Genomic DNA, 24,714 nt, shown 5'->3' on the forward strand with positions numbered 1-24,714 from the left:
GGGATAGTTGACGCCAGAAAAGTGGTACGGTCGTACATGGATGTCGCATTGATATAACTTTCAGGGAAGTTAAACGTTTGCGCAGGCAAAATGATGGCTTTTTGCGGGATGTTTCGAGGCGGGGTTAGTGTAGGAAGCACCTATTTGGTGCGTAGGAAATTTCCGAAAATCCTGATTTGACAGACAACTGGACTCGCAAGCGATTCGCGTACCCTGTGGGAGCGGCTTTAGCCGCGAAGAATCCAACGCGGTGCATGGCACCGGCTGCGCCGGTGTTCGCGGCTAAAGCCGCTCCCACAGGGTCCCTGCTAATTCAATGTGTTATGTGCAGTTCCATGAGGGCGGGCAAGCCCGCTCCCACAGGTGTTTCGAGGATCCTTCAAGGCATCTGCACTTCGATCAGGCCATCGGCATTCATGCTCACTTCACTAGTCCCGGCCTCGATGTCCGGCGCCGGTGCCGACTCATCAGCCCCCATGGCCTTCATCGCCATCGGTGCACTGCGCAGGTACGGGCGTGGGTAACCGCTGCTGTTGAGGTTCAGGCTGACCACTTTGTAGCCCTTGCCACCCAGCGCCTCGGTCGCCAGCTGGGCGCGCGCCTTGAAGGCATCCACCGCATCCTTGAGCAGTGCATCCTCGCTGGCCTTGCGCGTGGCCGGGGCGATGGAGAAGTCCATGCCACCCATCTTCAGCTCTTGCAGCAGGTCGGCGGTCAGCTGCGACAGGGCCGGGAAGTTGGCGCTTTCCAGGCGCAGCTCGGCGCGCTCGCGCCAGCCGGTGATTTTCTGGCCCTTGCTGTCATATACCGGGTAGCTGTTGCGGCTGCCCTGGCTGATCTTCACGTCCTTGACCTGGCGCGACTGCTGTACGGCCTTGTTCATGGTTTCGGTGATCTGCTTGGCGAGCTTGCCCGGGTCGGTGTTCTGCGCTTCGCTGTACAGGGTAACGACCATCAGGTCGCGCGCCACTTCCTTGCTGACTTCGGCACGCAGCGAGACCTGGTTGTAGCGCGGCTCATCGGCAGCCAGCGCCGGCAGACTGGCGAGCAGGCCGCAGGACAGGATCAGGGCGGTGCCGCGACGTGGGATTTGCATGTGGTACTCCTTGGCAATATAAGGCGTGGGTTGTGGTCATCCATTCCACGCATGGCCCATCAGACCGGCAACAGTGTAGTGGGTTCAAAAGTGCCATCATCAACCTGTGACAAAGTGTGGCGCTTTGCCGCATCGCTGCAGCGAGGCGCCTGGCTTCGGTATACTCCAGCCGATTTTTCTGGAGCACTCATCAGGAGAGCTCATGCTCGCCGCCGTACAACCGCTGTCCGCTACTCGCCAGAACCTCTGGCGCCTGACCGTCATTCGGGTCCTGGTCCTGGCTGCCCAGGCCGGCTCCGTGGGCGTCGCCTACTGGACCGAACTGCTGCCCTTGCCCTGGCTGTCGCTGGCCGGCACCTTGGCCTTGTCTTCGCTGCTGTGCGCCTTCACGGCCCTGCGCCTGCGCCTGTCGTTGCCGGTCACCGAGCTGGAGTACGCCCTGCAACTGGCCTGCGACCTACTAATCCACAGTGCCTTGCTGTATTACTCCGGCGGCTCGACCAACCCGTTCGTGTCGTATTACCTGGTGCCGCTGGCGATCGCCGCGGTGACTTTGCCGTGGTTGTATTCGCTGATTCTCTCGGGCATTGCCCTGACCGCATACAGCCTGCTGCTGGTGCAGTTCTACCCGCTCGAAGGCCTGCCAATGGCGCGGGACAAGATGCAGGTGTACGGCATGTGGTTGAGCATTGCCCTGGCCGCCGCAGTGATCACCTTCTTTGCCGCGCGTATGGCCGAAGAGCTGCGCCGCCAGGAGCAGCTGCGTTCCGAGCGGCGTGAAGAAAGCCTGCGCGACGAGCAGCTGCTGGCCGTGGCTACCCAGGCCGCCGGTGCCGCCCATGAGCTGGGCACGCCGTTGGCGACCATGAGCGTGCTGCTGAATGAGATGCGCCAGGACCACGCCGACCCGCTGCTGCAGGAAGACCTGCAGATCCTTCAGGACCAGGTGAAACTGTGTAAGGAAACCCTGCAACAGCTGGTACGCGCCGCCGAAGCCAACCGCCGCCTGGCTGTTGTGGAGCAGGACGTGACGGCCTGGCTGGACGAAGCGCTCAACCGTTGGCACCTGATGCGCCCGGAAGCCAGCTACCGCTTCCAGCGCCTGCGTGACGGCCAGGTGCCGCGCCTGACCCCGCCGCCGGACCTGACCCAGGCGCTGTTGAACCTGTTGAACAATGCCGCCGATGCCTGCCCCGATGACCTTGAAGTGCGCCTGGACTGGGACGCCCATGACATCGTCATCAGCATCCGTGACCATGGCCCCGGCGTGCCGCCGGCCATCGCCGAAGCCATCGGCAAACCCTTCATTACCACCAAAGGCAAAGGCTTCGGCCTGGGCCTGTTCTTGAGCAAGGCCAGCGTGACCCGTGCGGGCGGTTCGGTGAAACTCTATAGTCATGAACAGGGTGGCACCCTGACCGAACTGCGCCTGCCCTATGGCAAGCGAGGAGATGAATGATGAGCGAAGAAAACCAGGTCGAAGGCGAAGAGCTGCCGCACCTGCTGCTGGTGGATGACGATGCCACCTTCACCCGGGTCATGGCCCGTGCCATGAGCCGCCGCGGTTTCCGCGTGAGCACCGCCAGCTCTGCCGAGGAAGGGTTGATCCTGGCCCAGCAGGACCTGCCGGACTACGCCACGCTGGACCTGAAGATGGACGGTGACTCCGGGCTGGTGCTGCTGCCCAAGCTGCTGGAGCTGGACCCGGAAATGCGCGTGGTGATCCTGACCGGATACTCGAGCATTGCCACCGCGGTGGAAGCGGTCAAGCGCGGTGCCTGCAACTACCTGTGCAAGCCGGCCGATGCCGATGATGTGCTGGCGGCGCTGCTGTCGGAGCACACCGACCTGGACACCCTGGTGCCGGAAAACCCGATGTCGGTCGACCGCCTGCAGTGGGAACACATCCAGCGGGTGCTGAACGAGCACGAAGGCAATATCTCGGCCACCGCGCGGGCGCTGGGCATGCACCGGCGGACCTTGCAGCGCAAACTGCAGAAGCGCCCGGTTCGGCGCTGATTCAGTACTGGCAGTACCGGCCTCTTCGCGGGTAAACCCGCTCCCACACAGGTATTTCACAAGCTTCAAGACCTGTGCAGTACCTGTGGGAGCGGGTTTACCCGCGAAAGGGCCGTAACTGACAGAAACTTCTCTTTATCACCCCGCGATCCCCGCAACTCCCGGCCGTTGGCGTATCATTAGCCCCCTAACGGCAACCCCTCCAGGATCGCTTGCGCATGCTCGCCCTTCTTATCCAGACACTGAACATCACGGCCCCGGTCTTCGCCATGCTGTTCATGGGCGTGCTGCTCAAACGTATTCGCCTGATCGACGACAATTTCAACCGCGTCGCCTCGCAGCTGGTGTTCAACGTGTGCATGCCGGCGCTGCTGTTCCTCGGTATCTATCACGCCGACCTGGCCACGGCGGTCAAACCCGGCGTCCTTCTCTATTTCATCGTCGCCACCCTGGCCGGCTTCGCCATTGCCTGGGGCCTGGCCATCTGGCGCAGCCCGCTGGCCGACCGGGGCATCTATACCCAAGGCGCATTCCGCGGCAACAACGGTGTGATCGGCCTGGCCCTGGCCGCCAGTCTCTATGGCGACTACGGCATCTCCCTGGGTGCGGTGCTCGCCGGCCTGGTCATCCTCATGTACAACTCGCTGTCGGCAGTGGTGCTGGCGGTGTACAGCCCGGACCTGAAGTCCGACCCGTGGAGCATCTGCAAGAGCATCCTCAGCAACCCGCTGATCATCAGTGTGCTGGTGGCCACGCCCATGGCGTACGGCCAGGTGCCGCTGCCCAACTGGCTGCTGACCTCGGGCGACTACCTGGCGCAGATGACCCTGCCGCTGGCGCTGATCTGCATCGGAGGCACGCTGTCGCTGGCGGCACTGCGCGACAGTGGCAGGCTGGCCATCGACGCCAGCCTGGTGAAGATGGTCTGGCTACCGCTGCTCGGCACCCTCGGTGCCTGGCTATGCGGCTTCCGCGGGGCCGAGCTGGGCATCCTGTTCCTGTACATCGGCAGCCCGACCGCAGCGGCCAGCTACGTCATGGCGCGGGCGGCCAACGGCAACCATGAGCTGGCGGCGTCGATCATCGTGATTACCACGCTAATGGCGGCGATCACCACCAACATTGGTATTTTCATCTTGCAGTGGGGCGGATGGATCTAGATCCTTGACTGCAAACAACACAAAAAACACAGCCTCACTGAGCTAAAGGACACTTCATGCAAGACCAGAGCACGCCCGAGCGGTTACAGCGCGGGCTGAAGAATCGCCATATCCAGCTGATCGCGCTGGGCGGGGCCATTGGTACCGGGTTGTTCCTGGGCATCGCCCAGACCATCCAGCTGGCCGGCCCTTCCGTCCTGCTGGGCTACGCCATTGCCGGCCTGATGGCCTTCCTGATCATGCGCCAGCTCGGCGAAATGGTGGTGGAAGAGCCGGTGGCCGGCAGCTTCAGCCACTTCGCCCACCAGTACTGGAGCGAGTTCGCCGGCTTCGTCTCGGGCTGGAACTACTGGGTGGTGTACGTACTGGTCGGCATGGCCGAGCTGACAGCGGTGGGTATCTACGTGCAGTACTGGTGGCCCGGCTTCCCCACCTGGGCCACGGCGGCGATCTTCTTCGTGGTGATCAACCTGATCAACCTGACCCAGGTGAAGGTCTACGGCGAGATGGAGTTCTGGTTCGCCCTGGTCAAGGTGGTGGCCATCGTCAGCATGATCGGCTTCGGCGCCTGGCTGCTGACCAGCGGCCATGGCGGCCCGGACGCCAGCGTGGCCAACCTCTGGCAGTACGGCGGCTTCTTCCCCAACGGCGTCACCGGCCTGGTGATGGCACTGGCAGTGATCATGTTCTCGTTCGGTGGCCTGGAGCTGGTGGGCATTACCGCCGCCGAGGCCGACAACCCGCGTCAGAGCATCCCCAAGGCCACCAACCAAGTGGTGTACCGCATCCTCATCTTCTATATCGGTGCCCTGGCGGTGCTGCTGTCGCTTTACCCGTGGCAGAAGGTGGTGCAGGGTGGCAGCCCGTTCGTGATGATCTTCCACGAACTGGACAGTGACCTGGTGGCGACCATCCTCAATATCGTGGTGCTGACGGCCGCGCTGTCGGTGTACAACAGCTGCGTGTACGCCAACAGCCGCATGCTGTTTGGCCTGGCCAGCCAGGGCGACGCACCGCGTCAGTTGCTGAAGGTAAGCCGTAGCGGCGTGCCGCTGACCGCGCTGGGTGTGTCGGCTTTCGCCACCGGGCTGTGCGTGCTGATCAACTACCTGATGCCGGGTGAAGCCTTTGGTTTGCTGATGGCCCTGGCGGTGTCGGCGCTGGTGATCAACTGGGCGAGCATCAGCATCACCCACCTGAAGTTCCGCAAGGCCAAGCTGGCGGCCGGGATTACCCCGTTCTACAAAAGCTGGGGGCACCCGGTCACCAACTACCTGTGCCTGGCATTCATCGTGCTGATCCTGGTGGTGATGTACCTGACCCCGCCGATTCGCATCTCGGTGATGCTGATTCCGGGGTGGATCCTGGTGCTGTGGGTGGCCTTCAAGATGAAGAAGGCTCGCCAGGCCAGATAGGTAACACAGTACCGGCCTCTTCGCGGGTAAACCCGCTCCCACAGGGACCCTACAGGCTCTGAGACCTGTGCAGTACCTGTGGGAGCGGGTTTACCCGCGAAGAGGCCGGGCCTGAGAAAGGCTGGATCAGCCTTGATAACTGTCGATCACTTCCTGTGCCGCACGGAACGCATCAATCGCCGCCGGCACCCCCGCATACACCGCGCAATGCAGCAGCGCTTCGCGAATTTCCTCCACCGTACAGCCATTGTTCAGCGCCCCGCGCACATGCCCCTTGAGCTCTTGCGGGCACTTGAGTGCGGTCAGTGTGGCCAGGGTAATCAGGCTGCGGGTTTTCAACGGCAGCCCGTCGCGGGCCCACACGCTGCCCCAGGCATGTTCGTTGACGAAGTCCTGCAGCGGTTGGGTAAAGTCGGTGGCATTGCCCAAGGCGCGGTCGACGAACGCATCGCCCATCACCTGGCGCCGAATCTGTTCGCCGGTTTTCTTGCTATCAGCCATGTTGTTTTCCTTAGTGTTGGCGACGCCAGGCTCGTGCGGTGGTGTACAGCAACACCATGGCGAGCACCGGCAGTACGTAGAACAGCATCAACCGCTCCAGGCGGCCGGCCAGTGGCATGCCCATGGTGAACGCCGCCACGTGCAGCCCATAGGCCAGGTACATGCAGAGGAACACCAGGCCTTCGGCGCGGGTGATACGGTAACCGGAATAGAACACCGGCAGGCTCAGCGCAGCAACACCCAGCATTACTGGCAGGTCGAAGGCCAAGGCGTTGGGCGAGATCGACAGCGGCTCGGGGGTGACCAGTGCGGTCAGGCCCAGCACCGCCAGCAGGTTGAACAGGTTGCTGCCTATCACCGTGCCCACGGCGATTTCCCGTTCACCGCGCAGGGCGGCGATCAGCGCAGCGGCCAGTTCCGGCAGGGAGGTACAGATGGCAACGACGGTCAGGCCGATGATGCGCTCGGACAGCCCCAGGTCGGTGGCCACCTCTACGGCAGCTTCCAGCAACAAGTGACCCGCCAGGCTCAGCAGGCCCAGGCCGGCCAGCACCTGCAGCAGCGTGCCCGACCAGAAGCGCCCGGTGCTGCTGGTGGCGGTGGCCGGAGCGGGGTAGGTGCGGGCGTAGTGGCGCGACTGGTGCCAAAGCATAGCCAGGTAGCCGACCAGCCCGGTCAGCAACAACACCCCTTCGACCCGGCCGAGGTGGCCGTTGGCGGATAACCCGTAGACCAGGCCGCTGGCGATGATCATCAGTGGGATGTCCAGGCGCACCAGTTGCCGCGACACGCGCAGCGGGATGATCAGTGCGGCCAGGCCGAGAATGACCAGTACGTTGAAGATGTTGCTGCCGATCACGCTGCCCACCGCCACGTCCGGCGCGCCCTGGTAGGCGGCCTGCAGGCTCACGGTCATTTGCGGGGCAGTGCTGCCGAAGGCCACCAGGCTCAGGCCGATGATCAGCGGGCGTACGTGCAGGCGCTGGGCCAGGCGCAGGGCTGCGCGTACCAGCAGTTCGGCACCGCTGACCAGCAACAGCAAGGCGATGCCCAGTTGCAAGAGGCTGAAGGTGGGAAGGGTAGCCAGGTCGAAAATGGTCGGACTCCTGTCGCGTCAGTCGCTAAGCCCTTGTACTCGCACGCGCGCGGTTCCGCTACGGATCATGCCGATTTTTTCTGCGGCGGCACGTGAAAGATCGATCAGGCGGCCGCGGGTATGTGGGCCACGGTCGTTGATGCGCACCACGACGCTGCGCTGGTTGGCCAGGTTGGTAACCCGTACCCGGGTGCCGAAGGGCAGGCTGCGGTGGGCGGCGGTGAGGCCATGCTGGTTGAATGGTTCGCCGCTGGCGGTGCGTTTGCCGTGGTGGCGCGCGCCGTAATAGGAAGCGGTGCCGGTCTTGTCGTAACCGTCGGGGTCGACGTCGATGTCCTGGCTGGCGCAGCCGGCCAGCAAGGAGAAGAGGGCGAGGGTGCTCAGGGATCGCTTTAGCAATTCGAATGCTCCGGTGCGGCCATTCGCGGCTAAAGCCGCTCCCACAGGTACGGCGCTGCACTGGCGAGCGGCGCTGTACCTGTGGGAGCGGCTTTAGCCGCGAACGAGGGCAAAGCCCTCGCAGGACTACAGGGGTAAAACAATCACCCTTCGAGCTTGGCCTTGAGCAATTGGTTCACTTGCCCCGGGTTGGCCTTGCCTTTGGAGGCTTTCATCGCCTGGCCGACGAAGAAGCCGAACATCTTGCCACGCTTGGCCTCGTCGGCTGCGCGGTACTGTTCGACCTGCTCGGCGTTGGCCGCCAGCACTTCGTCGAGCATCTTGTCGATCGCACCGGTATCGGTGACCTGCTTCAGGCCTTTGCTTTCGATGATGCTGTCGGCATCGCCTTCACCAGCGGCCATGGCCTCGAACACAGTCTTGGCGATCTTGCCGCTGATGGTGTTGTCGCGGATACGCAGCAGCATGCCGCCCAGCTGTGCGGCGCTGACCGGCGCCTGGTCGATCTCGATGCCCAGCTTGTTCAGCAGGCTGCCCAGCTCGACCATGACCCAGTTGGCTGCCAGCTTGGCATCGCCACCGATCTTCACCACTTCCTCGAAGTAGTCTGCCTGTTCGCGACTGGAAGCCAGCACGTTGGCGTCGTAGGCCGACAGGCCGTACTGGTTCTGGAAGCGCTCGACCTTCTGCGTCGGCAGTTCCGGCAAGCTGGCGCGGACGGTTTCGAGGAAGCTGTCCTCGATCACCACCGGCAGCAGGTCCGGGTCGGGGAAGTAACGGTAGTCGTTGGCTTCCTCCTTGCTGCGCATGGAGCGGGTCTCGTCCTTGTTCGGGTCGTACAGGCGGGTTTCCTGTACCACCTTGCCGCCGTCCTCGATCAGGTCGATCTGGCGCTGGATCTCGCTGTTGATCGCGCGCTCGATGAAGCGGAACGAGTTGACGTTCTTGATCTCGCAGCGGGTGCCGAACTCGGCCTGGCCTTTCGGCCGGATCGACACGTTGCAGTCGCAACGCAGCGAGCCTTCGGCCATGTTGCCGTCGCAGATGCCCAGGTAACGCACCAGCGCGTGGATCGCCTTGACGTAGGCCACGGCTTCCTTGGCGCTGCGCATGTCAGGCTCGGAGACGATTTCCAGCAGCGGGGTGCCGGCACGGTTCAGGTCGATGCCGGTGGAGCCGCTGAAGTCTTCGTGCAGGCTCTTGCCGGCGTCTTCTTCCAGGTGCGCACGGGTTACCCCGATGCGCTTGATGGTGCCGTCTTCCAGGGCGATGTCCAGGTGGCCCTTGCCGACGATCGGCAGGTCCATCTGGCTGATCTGGTAGCCCTTGGGCAGGTCCGGGTAGAAGTAGTTCTTGCGCGCGAACACGTTGCGCTTGCCGATCTCGGCATCGATGGCCAGGCCGAACATGCACGCCATGCGCACGGCTTCCTGGTTCAGCACCGGCAGTACGCCAGGCATGCCCAGGTCAACCAGGCTGGCCTGGGTGTTCGGCTCGGAACCGAAGGTGGTGGCGCTGCCGGAGAAGATCTTCGACTGGGTGGCGAGCTGAGTGTGGATTTCCAGCCCGATCACAACTTCCCATTGCATGTGTGAATTCCTCAGAAGCCGTTGGGGGCGCGGGTGTGCCAGTCGGTCACTTGCTGGTAGCGGTGCGCGACGTTGAGCAGGCGGCCTTCCTGGAAGTATGGCGCCAGCAGCTGCACGCCGACCGGCAGGCCATCGACGAAGCCGGCCGGCATCGACAGGCCCGGCAGGCCCGCCAGGTTGGCGGTGATGGTGTAGACGTCTTCCAGATAGGCGGCGACCGGGTCGCTGCTCTTGGCGCCGAGCTTCCAGGCCGGGTTTGGCGTGGTCGGGCCGAGGATCAGGTCGACGTCGTTGAAGGCGGCCATGAAGTCGTTCTTGATCAGGCGGCGGATCTGCTGCGCCTTCACGTAGTAGGCGTCGTAGTAGCCGGCCGACAGGGCGTAGGTGCCGACCATGATGCGGCGCTGCACTTCGACACCGAAACCTTCGCCACGCGAACGCTTGTACAGGTCGGTGAGGTCTTTCGGGTTTTCGCAGCGGTAGCCGAAGCGCACGCCGTCGAAGCGCGACAGGTTGGACGAGGCTTCAGCGGGGGCGATCACGTAGTAGGCCGGGATGGCGTGCTGCATGTTCGGCAGGCTGATTTCCTTGACCACCGCGCCGAGCTTTTCCAGCTCCTTGACGCTGGCCTGGACCAGGTCGGCGATGCGTGGGTCGAGGCCGGCACCGAAGTACTCCTTCGGCAGGCCGATGCGCAGGCCCTGCAGCGAAGCATTCAGGTTGGCGCTGTAGTCCGGCACCGGCTCTTCGATGCTGGTGGAGTCCTTGGCGTCGAAACCGGCCATGCCTTGCAGCAGCAGGGCGCAGTCTTCGGCGGTACGGGCCAGCGGGCCACCCTGGTCGAGGCTGGAGGCGTAGGCAATCATGCCCCAGCGCGACACGCGGCCGTAGGTCGGCTTGAGGCCGGTGAGGTTGGTCAGTGCCGCCGGTTGGCGGATCGAGCCGCCGGTGTCGGTGCCGGTGGTGGCTGGCAGCAGGCGCGCAGCCACTGCCGCGGCCGAACCGCCCGACGAGCCGCCCGGGACGTGCTCGAGGTTCCATGGGTTCTTCACCGCGCCGTAGTGGCTGGATTCGTTGGCCGAACCCATGGCGAATTCGTCCATGTTGGTCTTGCCCAGGGTGACCATGCCGGCTTCGGCCAGCTTGGCAACCACGGTGGCGTCATATGGCGCCTTGAAGTTGTCGAGCATCTTCGAGCCGCAGCTGGTGCGTACGCCGTTGGTGCAGAACAGGTCCTTGTGGGCGATCGGGGCACCCAGCAGCGCGCCGGTTTCGCCGGCGGCGCGACGGGCGTCGGCGGCACGCGCCTGGCCCAGGGCCAGGTCTTCGGTGACGCTGATGAAGCTGTTGATCTGCGGGTCGAGCTGCTTGATGCGCGCCAGCAGGGCGCCGGTCAGCTCTTCGGAGGAAAACGACTTGTCGGCGAGTCCGCGGGCGATCTCGGCCAGGGTCAATTGATGCATGGCAGGCTCTATCCCTTACTCGATGACTTTGGGAACCAGGTACAGACCGCTTTCGGTCGACGGCGCGATGGCCTGGTAGGCGTCGCGCTGGTTGCTTTCGGTGACCTGGTCGGGACGCAGGCGCTGGCTGGCCTCCAGGGGGTGGGCCAGTGGCTCGATGCCGGTAGTGTCGACCGCTTGCATCTGGTCGACCAGCCCGAGAATGCTGTTCAGTGCGTCAGTAATGCGTGGCAGTTCGCCATCATTCAGGCCCAGACGGGCCAGATGGGCGATCTTTTCCACGTCGCAGCGTTCAAGCGCCATGGGGATCTCCAGGGGAAACAAAGACCGGAATTTGGGTCCGCAGTGAGGAACATGTCAGCTTTCTGGCGGTCTAACGGCCGCGAAATTCTGCTGGCGTGCTCGGAAAAACAGCCAATTTAACATATTGGCTCCTTGCCCAAAATCCCTGCCATTGTTAGAGTTTGCCGCACTTTTTTACCCACGCTTTCCCCAGGGTCACTTTCCCATGTTCAAGAAACTGCGTGGCATGTTTTCCAGCGATCTGTCCATCGACCTGGGTACTGCCAACACCCTTATTTACGTGCGTGAGCGCGGTATCGTCCTGAATGAGCCCTCGGTTGTTGCCATCCGTACCCATGGCAACCAGAAAAGCGTCGTCGCCGTCGGTACCGAAGCCAAGCGCATGCTGGGCCGTACGCCTGGCAACATTGCTGCCATTCGTCCGATGAAGGACGGCGTCATCGCCGACTTCAGCGTCTGCGAAAAAATGTTGCAATATTTTATCAACAAGGTTCACGAGAACAGCTTCCTGCAGCCGAGCCCGCGCGTGCTGATCTGCGTGCCGTGCAAGTCGACCCAGGTAGAGCGCCGCGCCATTCGCGAATCGGCGCTGGGTGCCGGTGCCCGTGAAGTGTTCCTGATCGAAGAGCCGATGGCCGCCGCCATCGGTGCCGGCCTGCCGGTCGAAGAAGCCCGCGGTTCGATGGTCGTCGATATCGGTGGTGGTACCACTGAAATCGCGCTCATCTCCCTGAACGGCGTGGTCTATGCCGAATCCGTCCGCGTTGGCGGCGACCGCTTCGATGAAGCCATCGTCACCTACGTGCGCCGCAACTACGGCAGCCTGATCGGCGAGTCCACCGCCGAGCGCATCAAGCAGGAAATCGGTACCGCCTACCCGGGCGGCGAAGTACGCGAAGTCGATGTGCGCGGCCGCAACCTGGCCGAGGGCGTACCGCGTGCCTTCACCCTGAACTCCAACGAAGTGCTCGAAGCGCTGCAGGAGTCCCTGGCAACTATCGTCCAGGCGGTCAAGAGTGCCCTGGAGCAATCGCCGCCCGAACTGGCCTCGGACATCGCCGAGCGTGGCCTGGTGCTGACCGGTGGTGGCGCCCTGCTGCGTGACCTGGACAAGCTGCTGGCCCAGGAAACCGGCCTGCCGGTGATCGTCGCCGAAGACCCGCTGACCTGTGTCGCCCGTGGCGGTGGTCGCGCCCTGGAGATGATGGACAAGCACGCGATGGACCTGCTCTCCAGCGAGTGATTCCGCTCGCTGTTCACGAGCCCCGGTTTACAGGTAGTACGCACAGTGCTACCTGTATGTGCTGGGCTGGCGCCCGTTCGGGGCGCCGTATCCGTCAACCCGCAACCAGGCTGGTGCGTTGTCCCATGTCCAATGACCTCCTGAGTCGTCCACGAGGAACGGCCCATTAAACCGCTTTTCTCCAAGGGCCCTTCGCTGGGCGTTCGCCTGCTCGTCCTGGTGGTGATGTCGGTCGCGTTGATGGTTGTCGACGCGCGCTTCGACGTGCTCAAACCAGTGCGCAGCCAGATGGGCCTGGTACTCATGGAGTCGTACTGGATCACCGACCTGCCGCAGCGTGCGTGGCAAGGTGTGGCCGGCCAGTTCGGCAGCCGCACCGAACTGATCGCCGAAAACGAGAAGCTCAAGACCGAAGCCCTGCTGCTGCAGGGGCGCCTGCAGAAGCTGGCGGCCCTGACCGAGCAGAACGTGCGCCTGCGCGAGTTGCTCAACTCCTCGGCGCTGGTCAACGAAAAGGTCGAAGTGGCCGAGCTGATCGGTGTCGACCCCAACCCGTTCACCCACCGCATCCTGATCAACAAGGGCGAGCGTGATGGCGTGTTCCTTGGCCAGCCGGTGCTCGATGCCCGTGGCCTGATGGGCCAGGTGGTCGAGCTGATGCCCTACACCTCGCGGGTACTGTTGCTGACCGATACCACCCATAGCATCCCGGTGCAGGTCAACCGCAACGGCCTGCGCGCCATCGCCAGCGGCACCGGCAACCCGGAGCGCCTGGAGCTGCGCCATGTGGCCGATACCGCCGACATCAAGGAAGGCGACCTGCTGGTCAGTTCCGGCATGGGGCAACGGTTCCCGGCCGGCTACCCGGTGGCCACGGTCAACGAAGTGATCCACGATTCCGGCCAGCCGTTCGCCATCGTTCGTGCCATCCCCACCGCCGCGCTCAACCGTAGCCGCTACATGCTGCTGGTGTTCAGCGACCGGCGCAGCCCGGAACAGCGCGCCACCGATGCCGCCATTGCCCAGGAAGAGGCTGACCGCAAGGGCACCTCGACCGCAGGCCAGCCAGCCACGACGGGCGAGCAGGGCGCACCAGCTGGCAGCGCCCCTGCCACGCCGGCCACACCAGCGGCCACACCAGCGACCCCGGCAGCCCCGGCTGCGCAGCCTGCAGCTCCGGCAGCCGCCCCTGCCACACCGGCTGCCGCGCCTGCCGCGCCTGCCGCACCCGCTCACACCCGGAGGCAATGATGGCTGCATCACGCCGCAACAACGGCTGGGTCATCTGGCTGACTTTCGCCATCGGCCTGCTGCTCAGCGTCTCGCCCATGCCGCAGTTCATGGAAGTGTTCCGGCCCATGTGGCTGGCCTTGCTGGTGTCGTTCTGGACCCTCGCCGTACCGAACAAGGTCGGCATGACCACCGCGTTCGTGCTGGGCCTGGCCGAGGACGTGCTGTACGGCACCCTGCTGGGGCAGAACGCGCTGATCCTTACCCTCATCACCTTCCTGGTGCTGTCGTTGCAGCAGCGCCTGCGCATGTTCCCCATGTGGCAGCAGAGCCTGGTGATCCTGGTGATCTTCGGCATTGCCCAGCTGATCCAGCTGTGGCTCAGCGCGCTGACCGGCAACCGCCTGCCCACCCTGGCGTTGGTCTGGTCGGCGGTGATCAGTGCCTTGCTCTGGCCGTGGATCAGCTTCGCCCTGCGCGACCTGCGCCGACGCTTGCATATCAACTGACGGCGCCGCCGCGACTGACAGGGAGATGTCTGCATGAACCCGCTATACCTGGCCTCCGGCTCGCCCCGTCGTCGTGAACTGCTGACCCAGATCGGTGTACCGTTCAGCGTCGTCAGTGCCCCCATCGATGAAACCCCATTGCCTGATGAAAGCGCCCCGGCCTACGTCGAGCGCCTGGCCCGGGCCAAGGCTGCCGCCGGCCTGGCCTGCCTCGAAGGCCCGGCTGTGGTGCTGGGCGCAGACACTGCCGTGGTGCTCGATGGTCGTATTCTCGGCAAACCGGAAAACCGCGAAGATGCCCTGGCCATGCTGGCCGACCTTTCGGGCCGCGAGCACCAGGTATTGACCGCGGTCGCCCTGAGCGATGGCCAGCGCGTGCACAGCCTGTGCGTCACCAGCAAGGTGCGCTTCCGTGCGATCAGCGCCGAGGAAGCGCAACGCTACTGGGCCAGCGGCGAGCCCGCGGACAAGGCCGGCGGCTATGCCATCCAGGGCTTGGGCGCGGTGTTCGTCACCGGCCTTTCCGGCAGCTACTCGGCGGTGGTCGGCTTGCCCCTCAGTGAAACGGCCGAACTGCTCGGCCAATTCGGCATTGCCTGCTGGCAATCGCCCGCGCATACGCCAGAGGTAACAAACCCGCGGTAGCCAGCACTGCATACGCCATCCATCATTATCCAAGACCTTTGACGAGAGCCTGCCATGAGTGAAGAGATCCTGATCAACATCACCCCGATGGAGTCGCGCGTGGCGGTGGTGGAAAACGGGGTGCTGCAGGAAGTGCATGTCGAGCGCACCCAGCGCCGGGGCATCGTCGGCAATATCTACAAAGGCAAGGTGGTGCGTGTGCTGCCGGGCATGCAGGCGGCCTTCGTCGACATCGGCCTGGAGCGCGCGGCATTCATCCATGCCTCGGAAATATCCCAGCGCGAAGGCTCGGCGGTAGAGAACATCACCGCCCTGGTGCACGAGGGCCAGGCCCTGGTGGTGCAGGTGACCAAGGACCCGATCGGCACCAAGGGCGCGCGCCTGACCACCCAGCTGTCGATCCCGTCGCGCTACCTGGTGTACATGCCGCGCAGCAGCCATGTCGGCATTTCCCTGAAGATCGAAGACGAAGCCGAGCGCGAGCGCCTCAAGCAGGTGGTCAGCGACTGCATGGAAAGCGAGAACATCAAGGACGCCGGTGGCTTCATCCTGCGTACCGCCGCCGAAGGCGCACGCGCTGAAGAGATCCTGCAGGACATTCGCTACCTGCGCCGCCTGTGGGAGCAGATCGGCACCCAGATCAAGACCTGCGGCGCGCCCACGGTCATCTACGAGGACCTGGGCCTGGCCCTGCGTACCTTGCGCGACCTGGTCAACCCGAAGATCGAGAAGATCCGCATCGACTCGCGGGAAACCTTCCAGAAGACCACGCAGTTCGTTGGCGAGCTGATGCCGGAAATCGCCGACCGCCTCGAGCACTACCCGGGCGAACGGCCGATCTTCGACCTGTACGGCGTCGAGGACGAGATCCAGCGTGCACTGGAGCGCAAGGTACCGCTGAAGTCCGGTGGCTACCTGGTGGTCGACCCCGCTGAAGCGATGACCACCATCGATGTGAACACCGGCGCCTTCGTCGGCCATCGCAACCTTGAAGAGACCATCTTCAAGACCAACCTCGAGGCCGCCACAGCCATCGCCCGGCAACTGCGCCTGCGCAATATCGGCGGCATCATCATCATCGACTTCATCGACATGGAAGATGAGGAGCACCAGCGCCAGGTGCTGCGCACCCTGGAAAAGCAGCTGGAGCGCGATCACGCCAAGACCAATATCATCGGCATCACCGAGCTGGGCCTGGTGCAGATGACCCGCAAGCGCACACGGGAAAGCCTGGAACAGGTGCTGTGCGAGCCCTGCCTGGCCTGTCAGGGCCGTGGCAAGCTGAAAACCCCCGAGACCATCTGTTACGAAATCTTCCGCGAGATCCTGCGCGAGGCCCGTGCCTACCAGGCCGAAGGCTACCGCGTGTTGGCCAACCAGAAGGTGGTCGACCGGTTGCTGGATGAAGAGTCCGGTAACGTCGCGGAACTGGAGGCCTTCATCGGCCGAACCATTCGTTTCCAGGTGGAGTCGATGTATTCGCAGGAACAATACGATGTGGTGCTGCTCTGAGGCCTTCTGAAACGCGCCGCGGGTGGCCCGGGCTGGCAAAACCGGGACGACGGGCCATCATGGATAAACGACCTGGAGGGCCATGGCCATGGGACGTCTGACCCGCGTTCTTGTCGCCTTGACCCGCTGGGGGCTGGGCGTTTGCGCCCTGCTGGCGGTACTGGTGGCGCTGTATGTCAGCCTCGGCCGCGAACTGGTGCCGTTGGTGGCCGAGTACCGCGCCGATGTGGAAAGCAAGGCCGAACAGGCTTTGGGCCTGCCCGTGCACGTCGGTGCCCTGGAAGGCCGCTGGAGCGGCCTGGCACCGGTGCTGCGGGTGCGCGACCTGCAACTGGGCGAGGGGGCCACGGCCCTGCGCCTGGACGACGTCAAGGTGGTACCCGATGTCTGGGCCAGCCTCACCGCCCGCGAGGTACGCCTGGCACGCATTCAGTTGGGCGGCCTGCAACTGATCCTGCGCGAGAACGAGCAGGGCGCCTGGAGCCTCGAAGGCCTGCCGAAGAAGGACGATGCGCCGCTCGACCCCGCCGAGTTGTTGCAGCGCCTGCGCCAGTTGGGCCGCATCGATGTGTTCGACAGCCAGGTCACCCTGCACCCTTGGCAGCGCGACCCGTTGACCCTGACTTATGTGAGTGTCGGCCTGCAGGCCGGGGCTTCGCGCCATGCCCTGGACTTGCGCGCGACCCTGCCCGATGGCCAGCCCCTGTCGCTGAACCTGCGCAGTCGTGCCTCGGCCAACGCCTGGCGCGACGGCCAGGTCGAAGCCTACCTGAGCCTGCCACAGAGTGACTGGGCGCGTTGGCTGCCACCACGCCTGCTGGGCCAGTGGCATGCCGACGCCCTGCGGGCGGGCGGCGAGTTCTGGGTCGACTGGCGCAAGGGGCAGTTGCAGCAGGCCGTCGTACGCCTCAATGCACCGGAGCTGCAGGGCGCCTATGCCGGGCGCAAGGCGGCCAAGCTGAACAACCTGGCCCTGGGCGCCTGGTTCCAGCGCCGGGAGCAAGGCTTCGATGTGGTGGTCGACTCCCTGGCCATGGATGTCGGCAAGACCCGTTGGGAGTCGCACCTGCAATTGCAGCAGCGTCCAGGCGAGGACGCTGCCGCGGAAAGCTGGCAAGTGCAGGCCGACCGCCTCGACCTCACGCCGTTGACCCCGCTGATCGATGCCCTGGCGCCGCTGCCGGACAACGTCATGGCCGTGGTCGATGGCCTGAAGGTGACCGGCGCGCTGCGCAATGTGCGCCTGGAGGCCCGGCCCAAGGCCGAGGGTGACCAGCGCCTGCAGTTCGAAGCCAACCTGGAGAAGGTCGGTTTCGATGCCTATCACAATGCTCCTGCAGCCGGTAACGTCAGCGGCAGCATCAGCGGTGACCTTGGCCATGGCGAACTGCGCCTTGATACCGATGCGTTCATGCTGCATCTGTACCCGATCTTCGCCAAACCCTGGCACTACCAGAAGGCCAATGCGCGCCTGACCTGGGCCTTGGACAAGGAAGGTTTCACCCTGGTCGCGCCTTACCTCAAGGTGCTCGGCGAGGAGGGCAAGATCGCCGGTGACTTCCTCATTCGCCTGTTGTTCGAAGAGGGCCGCGAGGACTACATGGACCTGCGTGTCGGCCTGACCGAAGGCGATGGCCGCTACACCGCCAAGTACCTGCCCGAGGTGCTCAGCCCAGCCCTCGACGAATGGCTGCGCAGTGCGATCGTCAAAGGCACGGTGGACGAAGGCTACTTCCAGTACCAGGGCTCGCTGAACCATGGCGTCGCGCCGGAAGCCCGCAGCATCAGCCTGTTCTTCAAGGTGCGTGATGCGGCCCTGGACTTCCAGCCGGGCTGGCCGCAGGTGCAGCACGTGGATGGCGATGTGTTCATCGAGGACAGCGGTGTGCGCATCAAGGCCCAGCGTGGCGTACTGCTCGACACCAAGGTCAGTGATGTGAGCGTCGATATCCCGCATGTCGACCAGGGCCAGCAAAGCCACCTGTACCTCGATGGCGACTTCGACGGCAGCCTGGGCGATGGCCTGAAGATCCTCAAGGAAGCGCCAATCGGCACTGGCGAGATCTTCGCTGGCTGGGAGGGCGAGGGGCCGCTCAAGGGCAAGGTCAAGCTCGACATTCCGCTGGCCCGCGGGCAGCGGCCGAAAGTGCAGGTGGACTTTGCCACCGACGATGCGCGGCTGAAGGTGGCGCCGCCGAGCCTGGAGTTGAGCCGCCTGAAGGGTGACTTCAGTTTCGATTTGGACAAGGGCCTGAGCGGCAAGGGCATCAGCCTGCAGGCTTTCGGCAAGCCGGTAACGGCGCAAATCACCGCCGAAGGCCAGCCCGGGCAGATGCAGACACGCGTCAACGCCAGCGGGCAGGTGTCACTCAAGGCATTGACCGACTGGCTGCAGTTCAACCACGCCTTGCCGGCTTCCGGCGACCTGCCGTACCAGTTGCAGGTCAGCCTGGGTAGCCGGGACAACCGCCTGAGCGTCAATTCCAGCCTCAAGGGCCTGGCCATCGACCTGCCAGCACCCTTTGGCAAGGCAGCGTCCGATACCCGTGACACCCGTTTCAGCATGACCCTGCAGGGGCCGGAGCGGCGCTTCGATGTCGCCTACACCGACCTTGCCCGCTTTGCCTACGCCGCGCCGGCCGAGAAGCTGGGGCAGGGCCGTGGCGAGTTGCTGCTGGGCGCCGGTGACGCCCAGGTACCTGCCGGCCAAGGCCTGCGAGTACGCGGGCACTTGGAGGCGCTGGACCTGGGGCCTTGGCAGGAACAGGCGGCGCGCCTGGCCGGTAACGACCCGGGCGGAAGCGCGCGGCAGAACCTGCAAGGCGTCGACCTGAGCATCGGCCAGCTGAAAGCCTTTGGCCTGGACCTGAACCAGGCCGTGGTGCGCCTGGCCCGTGGTGGCCCCGCCTGGGATTTGCGCCTCGACAGCAAGGAAGTCATCGGCAACGCCCGGGTGCCGGATGCCAAGGGCGCGCCCATGGTCGTGCGCATGCAGACCTTGCGCCTGCCCGCCGCCAGCGCTGCTGAAAAGCAGGCCGAGGCACAGGCAGAGGAGGGCCCCGACCCGCTGGCCTCGTTCGACCCGCGCAAGGTGCCGGCGCTGGACCTGAGCATCGACAAGCTCTATCGCGGTGACGACCTGTACGGCAGTGCGTCGCTCAAGCTGCGGCCGACCGCGCGTGGCGTGACCGCCAGCGACATCGACCTCGACTTCAAAGGCCTGCGTATCGATGGTGGCGGCGGCTGGGAAGGCGAACCGGGCAGCACCAGCAGCTGGTACAAAGGGCGCCTGGACGGCAAGAACCTGGCGGATGTGCTCAAGGCCTGGGGCTTTGCCCCGACTGTGACCAGCCGCGACTTCCGCCTGGATGTGGATGGCCGCTGGCCGGGTTCGCCGGCCTCGGTGAGCCTCAAGCGCTTCTCCGGCAGCATGGACGCAGCACTGCGCACCGGCCAGTTCGTCGAGGTCGAAGGCAGTGCCCAGGCGCTGCGGGTGTTCGGCCTGTTGAACTTCAACTCCATCGGGCGGCGCTTGCGCCTGGACTTCTCCGACCTGTTCGACAAGGGCCTGGCCTACGACCGGGTCAAAGGCTTGCTGGTGGCCAGTAACGGTGTCTATGTGACCCGCGAGCCAATCGCCGTGACTGGCCCGTCGAGCAACTTCGAGCTGGACGGTACCCTGGACCTGGTACGCGACCGGGTCGATGCCAACCTGCAGGTGAGCCTGCCAGTGACCAACAACCTGCCGCTGGCGGCCTTGATTGTCGGCGCGCCGGCCGTGGGCGGGGCGCTGTTCCTGGTCGACCGGCTGATCGGCGACCGCGTGTCGCGCTTCGCCAGCGTGCACTACCGTGTCGAAGGTCCGGTGAAAGAGCCTAGAATCACATTTGTGAAACCTTTCGAGAAATCCCGCTAGGAGTGCCCATGAAGGCAGCTGTAATCCAGATGGTCAGCCAGGAAGATGTGCTGGCCAACCTGCAGCGCGCCGGTGCCCTGCTGGAGCAGGCCGCCTTTGGCGGTGCACGGCTGGCCGTGCTGCCGGAAAACTTCGCCGCCATGGGCCGCAAGGACGCCGCTGCCATCGGCCGCGCCGAAGCGTTGGGCGAAGGGCCGATCCTGCCATGGTTGAAACGTACCGCCCGCGACCTCAAGTTATGGATTGTCGCCGGTACCTTGCCATTGCCACCGGTCGGCCAGCCCGAAGCAAAGGCGCATGCCTGCTCGCTGTTGATCGACGAACACGGTGAGGTGGCGGCACGCTATGACAAGCTGCACCTGTTCGATGTGGACGTTGCCGACAACCGTGGCCGTTACCGCGAGTCTGACGACTATGCCCACGGCGCCCAGGTAGTGGTGGCTGATACGCCGGTGGGGCGGCTGGGGCTGAGCGTGTGCTACGACCTGCGCTTCCCCGAACTGTACAGCGCACTGCGCGCCGCTGGTGCGGAACTGATCACTGCGCCGGCCGCCTTCACTGCGGTAACGGGCGCGGCGCACTGGGAAGTGCTGGTGCGCGCCCGGGCCATCGAGACCCAGTGCTACCTGCTGGCTGCGGCACAGGGCGGCACTCACCCGGGGCCACGGGAAACCCATGGCCATGCGGCGATCGTCGACCCCTGGGGGCGCATCGTCGCGGAACAGGCGCAAGGTGAAGCGGTACTGCTCGCCGAGCGCGACATTGACGAACAAGCGTCCATCCGGGCGCGCATGCCGGTGGTATCGCACCGGCGCTTTTTCTCGCAGGGCGCGTTGCGGCCTGCGCACACCTCGGAGTGACTATGAGCCAGATGTTATCCACCGTCAGCGAGCAGCTCCTGGCCCCAGGCGGCTTGACCCTGGACAGCCTGCAGAGCGTGCTGGGTGAGTTGGCCGGCCCCGGCATCGATGCCGCCGACCTGTATTTCCAGGGCCAGATCTCGGAAACCTGGGCGCTGGAAGACGGCATCGTCAAAGAGGGCAGTTTCAACCTCGACCAGGGCGTGGGCGTGCGTGCCCAGTCCGGTGAAAAGACCGGCTTTGCCTACAGCAACGCAATCAACCTCGAAGCGCTGACCTCGGCCGCCCGTGCCGCCCGTTCGATCTCCCGTGCCGGGCAGAACGGCAAGGTGCAGGCCTTCCGCAGCCAGGACGTGACTGCCCTTTATCCGGCGGACAACCCGCTGGATGTGCTCAGCCGTGCTGAAAAGGTCGACCTGCTCAAGCGTGTCGACGCCGCCACCCGTGCCCTGGACCCGCGTATCCAGCAGGTCAGTGTAAGCATGGCCGGGGTCTGGGAACGCATCCTGATCGCTGCGGCCGATGGCAGCCTGGCCGCCGACGTGCGCCCGCTGGTGCGCTTCAACGTCAGCGTCATCGTCGAGCAGAATGGCCGCCGCGAGCGTGGCGGGCAGGGCGGTGGCGGGCGTACCGACTACCGCTTCTTCACCGAAGAGCGGGTCATGGGCTATGCCCGCGAAGCACTGCGCCAGGCCCTGGTGAACTTGGAGGCGATCCCGGCACCGGCTGGTACCCTGCCGGTGGTGCTGGGTTCGGGCTGGTCGGGCGTGCTGCTGCACGAGGCTGTCGGCCATGGCCTGGAAGGTGACTTCAACCGCAAGGGCAGTTCGGCGTTCAGCGGCCGTATTGGCGAGAAAGTGGCATCGAGCCTGTGCACCATCGTCGACGACGGCACCCTCGAAGGCCGCCGTGGCTCGCTGAGCGTGGATGACGAAGGCACCCCGACCGAGTGCACCACGCTGATCGAGAACGGTGTGCTCAAGGGCTACATGCAGGACAAGCTGAACGCGCGCCTGATGGGCATGGCGGTGACCGGCAACGGCCGCCGCGAATCCTACGCGCACCTGCCGATGCCGCGCATGACCAACACCTACATGCGTGCCGGCGAAAGCGATCCGCAGGAAATCATCGCTTCGGTGAAGAAGGGCATCTACTGCGCCAACCTCGGCGGTGGCCAGGTGGACATCACCAGCGGCAAGTTCGTGTTCTCGACCAGTGAGGCCTACCTGATCGAAGACGGCAAGATTACCGCGCCGGTGAAGGGGGCGACCCTGATCGGCAATGGCCCGGAGGCGATGAGCCGGGTGTCGATGGTCGGTAACGACCTGGCGCTGGACAGCGGGGTAGGGACTTGCGGCAAGGACGGGCAGTCGGTGCCGGTGGGGGTCGGGCAGCCGACCTTGAAGCTGGATGCGATTACCGTGGGCGGTACCGGCGCGTGATGGCTTCAGGGACCGCTTTGCGGTCCATTCGCAGCACAAGGCTGCTCCTACAGGGATCGCGTATTTCTGTAGGAGCAGCCTTGTGCTGCGAATGGGCCGCAAAGCGGCCCCAGGGTGATCAGCGCAAGCCGCGCTGCAGCTCGTCGAGGTCGCGGATGTACTTGAACACCTTGCGCGCGGCGGCAGGCGGTTTGTTCCGCGCCTTCTCGTGCTGGGCATGGCGCACCAGCGAGCGCAGTTGCTGGCGATCGGTGTCGGGGTATTCGCTGACGAAGCGCTCGAGGTCTTCGTCGTTACCGTCGATCAACCGGTCACGCCAGCGCTCCAGGCCGTGGAAGCGCTCGTTGTACTGGCGGGTCGAGCTGTCCATCTGTTCGAGCAAGGCGTGGATGGCATCCAGGTCCTGCACGCGCATCAGCTTGCCGACAAACGACATGTGGCGTTTGCGGGCACCGTGAGCGGTGTGCTTGCTGGCTTCGGCCAGGGCCTTGCGCAGCTCGTCGGTCAACGGCAGGCGAGCCAGGGTATCGGCCTTGAGCGTGGTAAGGCGCTCGCCGAGTTCGACCAGCGCATGCAGCTCGCGCTTGATCTGGGTTTTGCTTTTTTCGCCGTCGAAGGCGTCGTCGTTTGAATCAACCATGGTGGCAGTCCGCTAGAAATCGCCGCCATGATAACCAGTCGGGGGCCGCTTGTCCGGCCCGGTCGTAGAATGACCCTCGCCGAACGCTGAATTTGAGTGGAGAGAACCATGAGTGCAGTCCAGAGCGTAGGTCCGAAGGACCTGCCAGCATTGCAGGAGCAGGTCGAGGCGATCATCGCCGAAGCGCGCCGCCAGGGGGCCAGTGCCTGCGAGGTGGCGGTGTCGCTGGAGCAGGGCCTGTCCACCACGGTACGCCAGCGAGAGGTCGAAACGGTCGAGTTCAACCGCGACCAGGGCTTTGGCATCACCCTCTATGTGGGCCAGCGCAAAGGCTCGGCCAGCACCTCGGCCAGTGGCCCGGAAGCGATTCGCGAAACCGTCGCCGCGGCCTTGGCGATTGCCAAGCATACCTCCGAAGACGAATGTTCCGGCCTGGCCGACGCAGCGTTGATGGCCCGCGAGATCCCGGACCTGGACCTGTACCACGACTGGAACCTCGAGCCGGAGAAGGCCATCGAGATGGCCCTGGCCTGCGAGGCGGCGGCGTTCGACGCCGACCCGCGTATCCTCAATGCCGACGGCACCACCCTCAATACCCACCAGGGCTGCCGCGTGTATGGCAACAGCCATGGTTTCATCGGTGGCTATGCCTCGACCCGGCACAGCCTGAGCTGCGTGATGATCGCCGAAGGCGACGGCCAGATGCAGCGTGATTACTGGTACGACGTGAACCGCCAGGGCAACCTGCTGGCAGACCCGCGTAGCATCGGCGTGCGCGCTGCCCAGCGTGCCGCCAGCCGCCTGGGTGCGCGGCCGGTGCAGACCTGCGAGGTGCCGGTGCTGTTCTCGGCCGAGCTGGCCGGTGGCCTGTTCGGCAGCTTCCTGTCGGCCATCTCCGGCGGCAACCTGTACCGCAAGTCGTCGTTCCTGGAGGGGACCATTGGCCAGCGCCTGTTCCCCACCTGGCTGACCCTCGACGAGCGCCCGCACATTCCGCGGGCACTGGGCAGTGCCGCATTCGACGGCGATGGCCTGGCTACCTATGCCAAGCCGTTCGTCGACAAGGGTGAGCTGGTGTCGTACCTGCTGGGTACCTATTCCGGGCGCAAGCTGGGTTTGCCAAGCACGGCCAACGCCGGCGGCGTGCACAACCTGTTCGTCAGCCATGGTGTCGAAGACCAGGCGGCGCTGATCCGGCGCATGGGCCGCGGGCTGCTGGTGACCGAGTTGATGGGGCATGGCCTGAACATGGTGACGGGGGATTATTCCCGTGGCGCGGCAGGGTTCTGGGTCGAGAATGGCGAGATTCAGCACGCGGTGCAGGAAGTGACCATTGCCGGGAACATGAAAGACATGTTCCAGCAGATTGTCGCGATTGGCAGCGATCTTGAGACCCGCAGCAACATTCACACCGGCTCGGTGCTGATCGAGCGGATGACTGTGGCGGGTAGCTGATCCACAGCCTGTACCGGCCTCTTCGCGGGTAAACCCGCTCCCACAAGAATCGCACAAGGCTCAAGTCTGATGCAGTACCTGTGGGAGCGGGTTTACCCGCGAAGAGGCCGGTGCAGGCTATAGAGAATTCTCAATGAAACCGAAGACCCGGCCCCACGCCGGGTTTTTTGTTTCATCACCTTTCTCTTGAAGTGATTCTGTTTATCACTTAATAATGAATA

21 protein-coding genes are annotated in these 24,714 nt (G+C 64.5%); 13 read left to right on the forward strand and 8 right to left on the reverse strand.

Going from position 1 to position 24,714, the window contains the following annotated elements:
• Window positions 1-379: 379 nt before the first annotated feature.
• Window positions 380-1,096 carry an SIMPL domain-containing protein gene (locus tag ABIB24_RS04240; RefSeq protein WP_015269044.1) on the reverse strand — a complete coding sequence of 239 codons (717 nt, stop codon included), beginning with the start codon at window positions 1,094-1,096 and terminating at the stop codon, window positions 380-382.
• A gap of 202 nt (window positions 1,097-1,298) precedes the next feature.
• Between ABIB24_RS04240 and ABIB24_RS04245 the strand changes: the two genes are divergently transcribed.
• The 4 genes from ABIB24_RS04245 to ABIB24_RS04260 all read left to right on the forward strand — a co-directional run bounded on the left by ABIB24_RS04245 (window position 1,299) and on the right by ABIB24_RS04260 (window position 5,690).
• A complete protein-coding gene (locus ABIB24_RS04245; RefSeq protein ID WP_025337805.1) occupies window positions 1,299-2,555 on the forward strand; it encodes an ATP-binding protein in 1,257 nt (418 codons plus the stop codon).
• Window positions 2,555-3,115, forward strand: coding sequence for a response regulator transcription factor (locus ABIB24_RS04250; RefSeq protein ID WP_025337806.1), 561 nt, complete (start codon window positions 2,555-2,557; stop codon window positions 3,113-3,115). The genes ABIB24_RS04245 and ABIB24_RS04250 overlap by 1 nt, the downstream gene beginning before the upstream one ends.
• 218 nt (window positions 3,116-3,333) lie before the next feature.
• A complete protein-coding gene (locus ABIB24_RS04255) occupies window positions 3,334-4,275 on the forward strand; it encodes an AEC family transporter (protein ID WP_075043854.1) in 942 nt (313 codons plus the stop codon).
• Window positions 4,276-4,331: 56 nt separating this feature from the next.
• Window positions 4,332-5,690 (forward strand): amino acid permease, encoded by a 1,359-nt coding sequence (locus ABIB24_RS04260; RefSeq protein ID WP_013971058.1) that lies wholly within the window; start codon window positions 4,332-4,334, stop codon window positions 5,688-5,690.
• A gap of 126 nt (window positions 5,691-5,816) precedes the next feature.
• Here the strand turns inward: ABIB24_RS04260 and ABIB24_RS04265 are convergent, their stop codons facing one another.
• The 6 genes from ABIB24_RS04265 to gatC form a co-directional block, all read right to left on the reverse strand.
• Window positions 5,817-6,191 (reverse strand): carboxymuconolactone decarboxylase family protein, encoded by a 375-nt coding sequence (locus ABIB24_RS04265; RefSeq protein WP_013971059.1) that lies wholly within the window; start codon window positions 6,189-6,191, stop codon window positions 5,817-5,819.
• Window positions 6,192-6,201: 10 nt separating this feature from the next.
• Entirely contained in the window at window positions 6,202-7,245 is a 1,044-nt protein-coding gene (locus ABIB24_RS04270) for a calcium/sodium antiporter (protein WP_354316189.1), read from the reverse strand.
• 60 nt (window positions 7,246-7,305) lie between these two features.
• Entirely contained in the window at window positions 7,306-7,686 is a 381-nt protein-coding gene (locus ABIB24_RS04275) for a septal ring lytic transglycosylase RlpA family protein (protein ID WP_025337810.1), read from the reverse strand.
• A 143-nt stretch (window positions 7,687-7,829) separates the two neighbouring features.
• Window positions 7,830-9,275, reverse strand: coding sequence for an Asp-tRNA(Asn)/Glu-tRNA(Gln) amidotransferase subunit GatB (gene gatB / locus ABIB24_RS04280; protein ID WP_354316160.1), 1,446 nt, complete (start codon window positions 9,273-9,275; stop codon window positions 7,830-7,832).
• Window positions 9,276-9,286: 11 nt separating this feature from the next.
• Window positions 9,287-10,738 carry an Asp-tRNA(Asn)/Glu-tRNA(Gln) amidotransferase subunit GatA gene (gene gatA / locus ABIB24_RS04285; protein ID WP_024086328.1) on the reverse strand — a complete coding sequence of 484 codons (1,452 nt, stop codon included), beginning with the start codon at window positions 10,736-10,738 and terminating at the stop codon, window positions 9,287-9,289.
• Between the two features lie 15 nt (window positions 10,739-10,753).
• Window positions 10,754-11,041, reverse strand: a complete 288-nt coding sequence (gene gatC, locus ABIB24_RS04290; RefSeq protein WP_003255165.1) for an Asp-tRNA(Asn)/Glu-tRNA(Gln) amidotransferase subunit GatC — start codon at window positions 11,039-11,041, stop codon at window positions 10,754-10,756.
• A gap of 205 nt (window positions 11,042-11,246) precedes the next feature.
• On the opposite strand from gatC, the gene mreB reads away from it, so the two are divergent.
• From mreB to tldD, 8 genes are all read left to right on the forward strand, one after another.
• Window positions 11,247-12,284, forward strand: a complete 1,038-nt coding sequence (gene mreB / locus ABIB24_RS04295; protein WP_003255163.1) for a rod shape-determining protein MreB — start codon at window positions 11,247-11,249, stop codon at window positions 12,282-12,284.
• Between the two features lie 225 nt (window positions 12,285-12,509).
• Window positions 12,510-13,535, forward strand: coding sequence for a rod shape-determining protein MreC (mreC, locus tag ABIB24_RS04300; RefSeq protein WP_402951247.1), 1,026 nt, complete (start codon window positions 12,510-12,512; stop codon window positions 13,533-13,535).
• A complete protein-coding gene (gene mreD / locus ABIB24_RS04305; protein ID WP_015269051.1) occupies window positions 13,535-14,023 on the forward strand; it encodes a rod shape-determining protein MreD in 489 nt (162 codons plus the stop codon). Before mreC ends, mreD begins: the two co-directional genes overlap by 1 nt.
• Window positions 14,024-14,056: 33 nt before the next feature.
• Entirely contained in the window at window positions 14,057-14,668 is a 612-nt protein-coding gene (locus ABIB24_RS04310) for a Maf family protein (protein WP_274078558.1), read from the forward strand.
• Window positions 14,669-14,722: 54 nt separating this feature from the next.
• Window positions 14,723-16,180 carry a ribonuclease G gene (rng, locus tag ABIB24_RS04315; RefSeq protein WP_013971067.1) on the forward strand — a complete coding sequence of 486 codons (1,458 nt, stop codon included), beginning with the start codon at window positions 14,723-14,725 and terminating at the stop codon, window positions 16,178-16,180.
• 82 nt (window positions 16,181-16,262) lie between these two features.
• Window positions 16,263-20,096 (forward strand): YhdP family protein, encoded by a 3,834-nt coding sequence (locus tag ABIB24_RS04320; RefSeq protein ID WP_354316161.1) that lies wholly within the window; start codon window positions 16,263-16,265, stop codon window positions 20,094-20,096.
• Window positions 20,097-20,104: 8 nt separating this feature from the next.
• A complete protein-coding gene (locus ABIB24_RS04325; RefSeq protein ID WP_354316162.1) occupies window positions 20,105-20,956 on the forward strand; it encodes a carbon-nitrogen hydrolase family protein in 852 nt (283 codons plus the stop codon).
• Window positions 20,957-20,958: 2 nt separating this feature from the next.
• Window positions 20,959-22,398: a metalloprotease TldD gene (tldD, locus tag ABIB24_RS04330; RefSeq protein ID WP_025337816.1), complete on the forward strand. Its 1,440-nt coding sequence runs from the start codon at window positions 20,959-20,961 to the stop codon at window positions 22,396-22,398.
• 118 nt (window positions 22,399-22,516) lie between these two features.
• Here tldD and yjgA read toward each other — a convergent pair whose 3' ends face one another.
• Entirely contained in the window at window positions 22,517-23,038 is a 522-nt protein-coding gene (yjgA, locus tag ABIB24_RS04335) for a ribosome biogenesis factor YjgA (protein WP_025337817.1), read from the reverse strand.
• A gap of 108 nt (window positions 23,039-23,146) precedes the next feature.
• Between yjgA and pmbA the strand changes: the two genes are divergently transcribed.
• Window positions 23,147-24,493 (forward strand): metalloprotease PmbA, encoded by a 1,347-nt coding sequence (gene pmbA / locus ABIB24_RS04340; RefSeq protein ID WP_354316163.1) that lies wholly within the window; start codon window positions 23,147-23,149, stop codon window positions 24,491-24,493.
• Window positions 24,494-24,714 lie beyond the last annotated feature (221 nt).

The sequence above is a fragment of the Pseudomonas sp. UYEF17 genome, assembly GCF_040546125.1.
GTDB classification, from domain to species: domain Bacteria; phylum Pseudomonadota; class Gammaproteobacteria; order Pseudomonadales; family Pseudomonadaceae; genus Aquipseudomonas; species Aquipseudomonas putida_Z.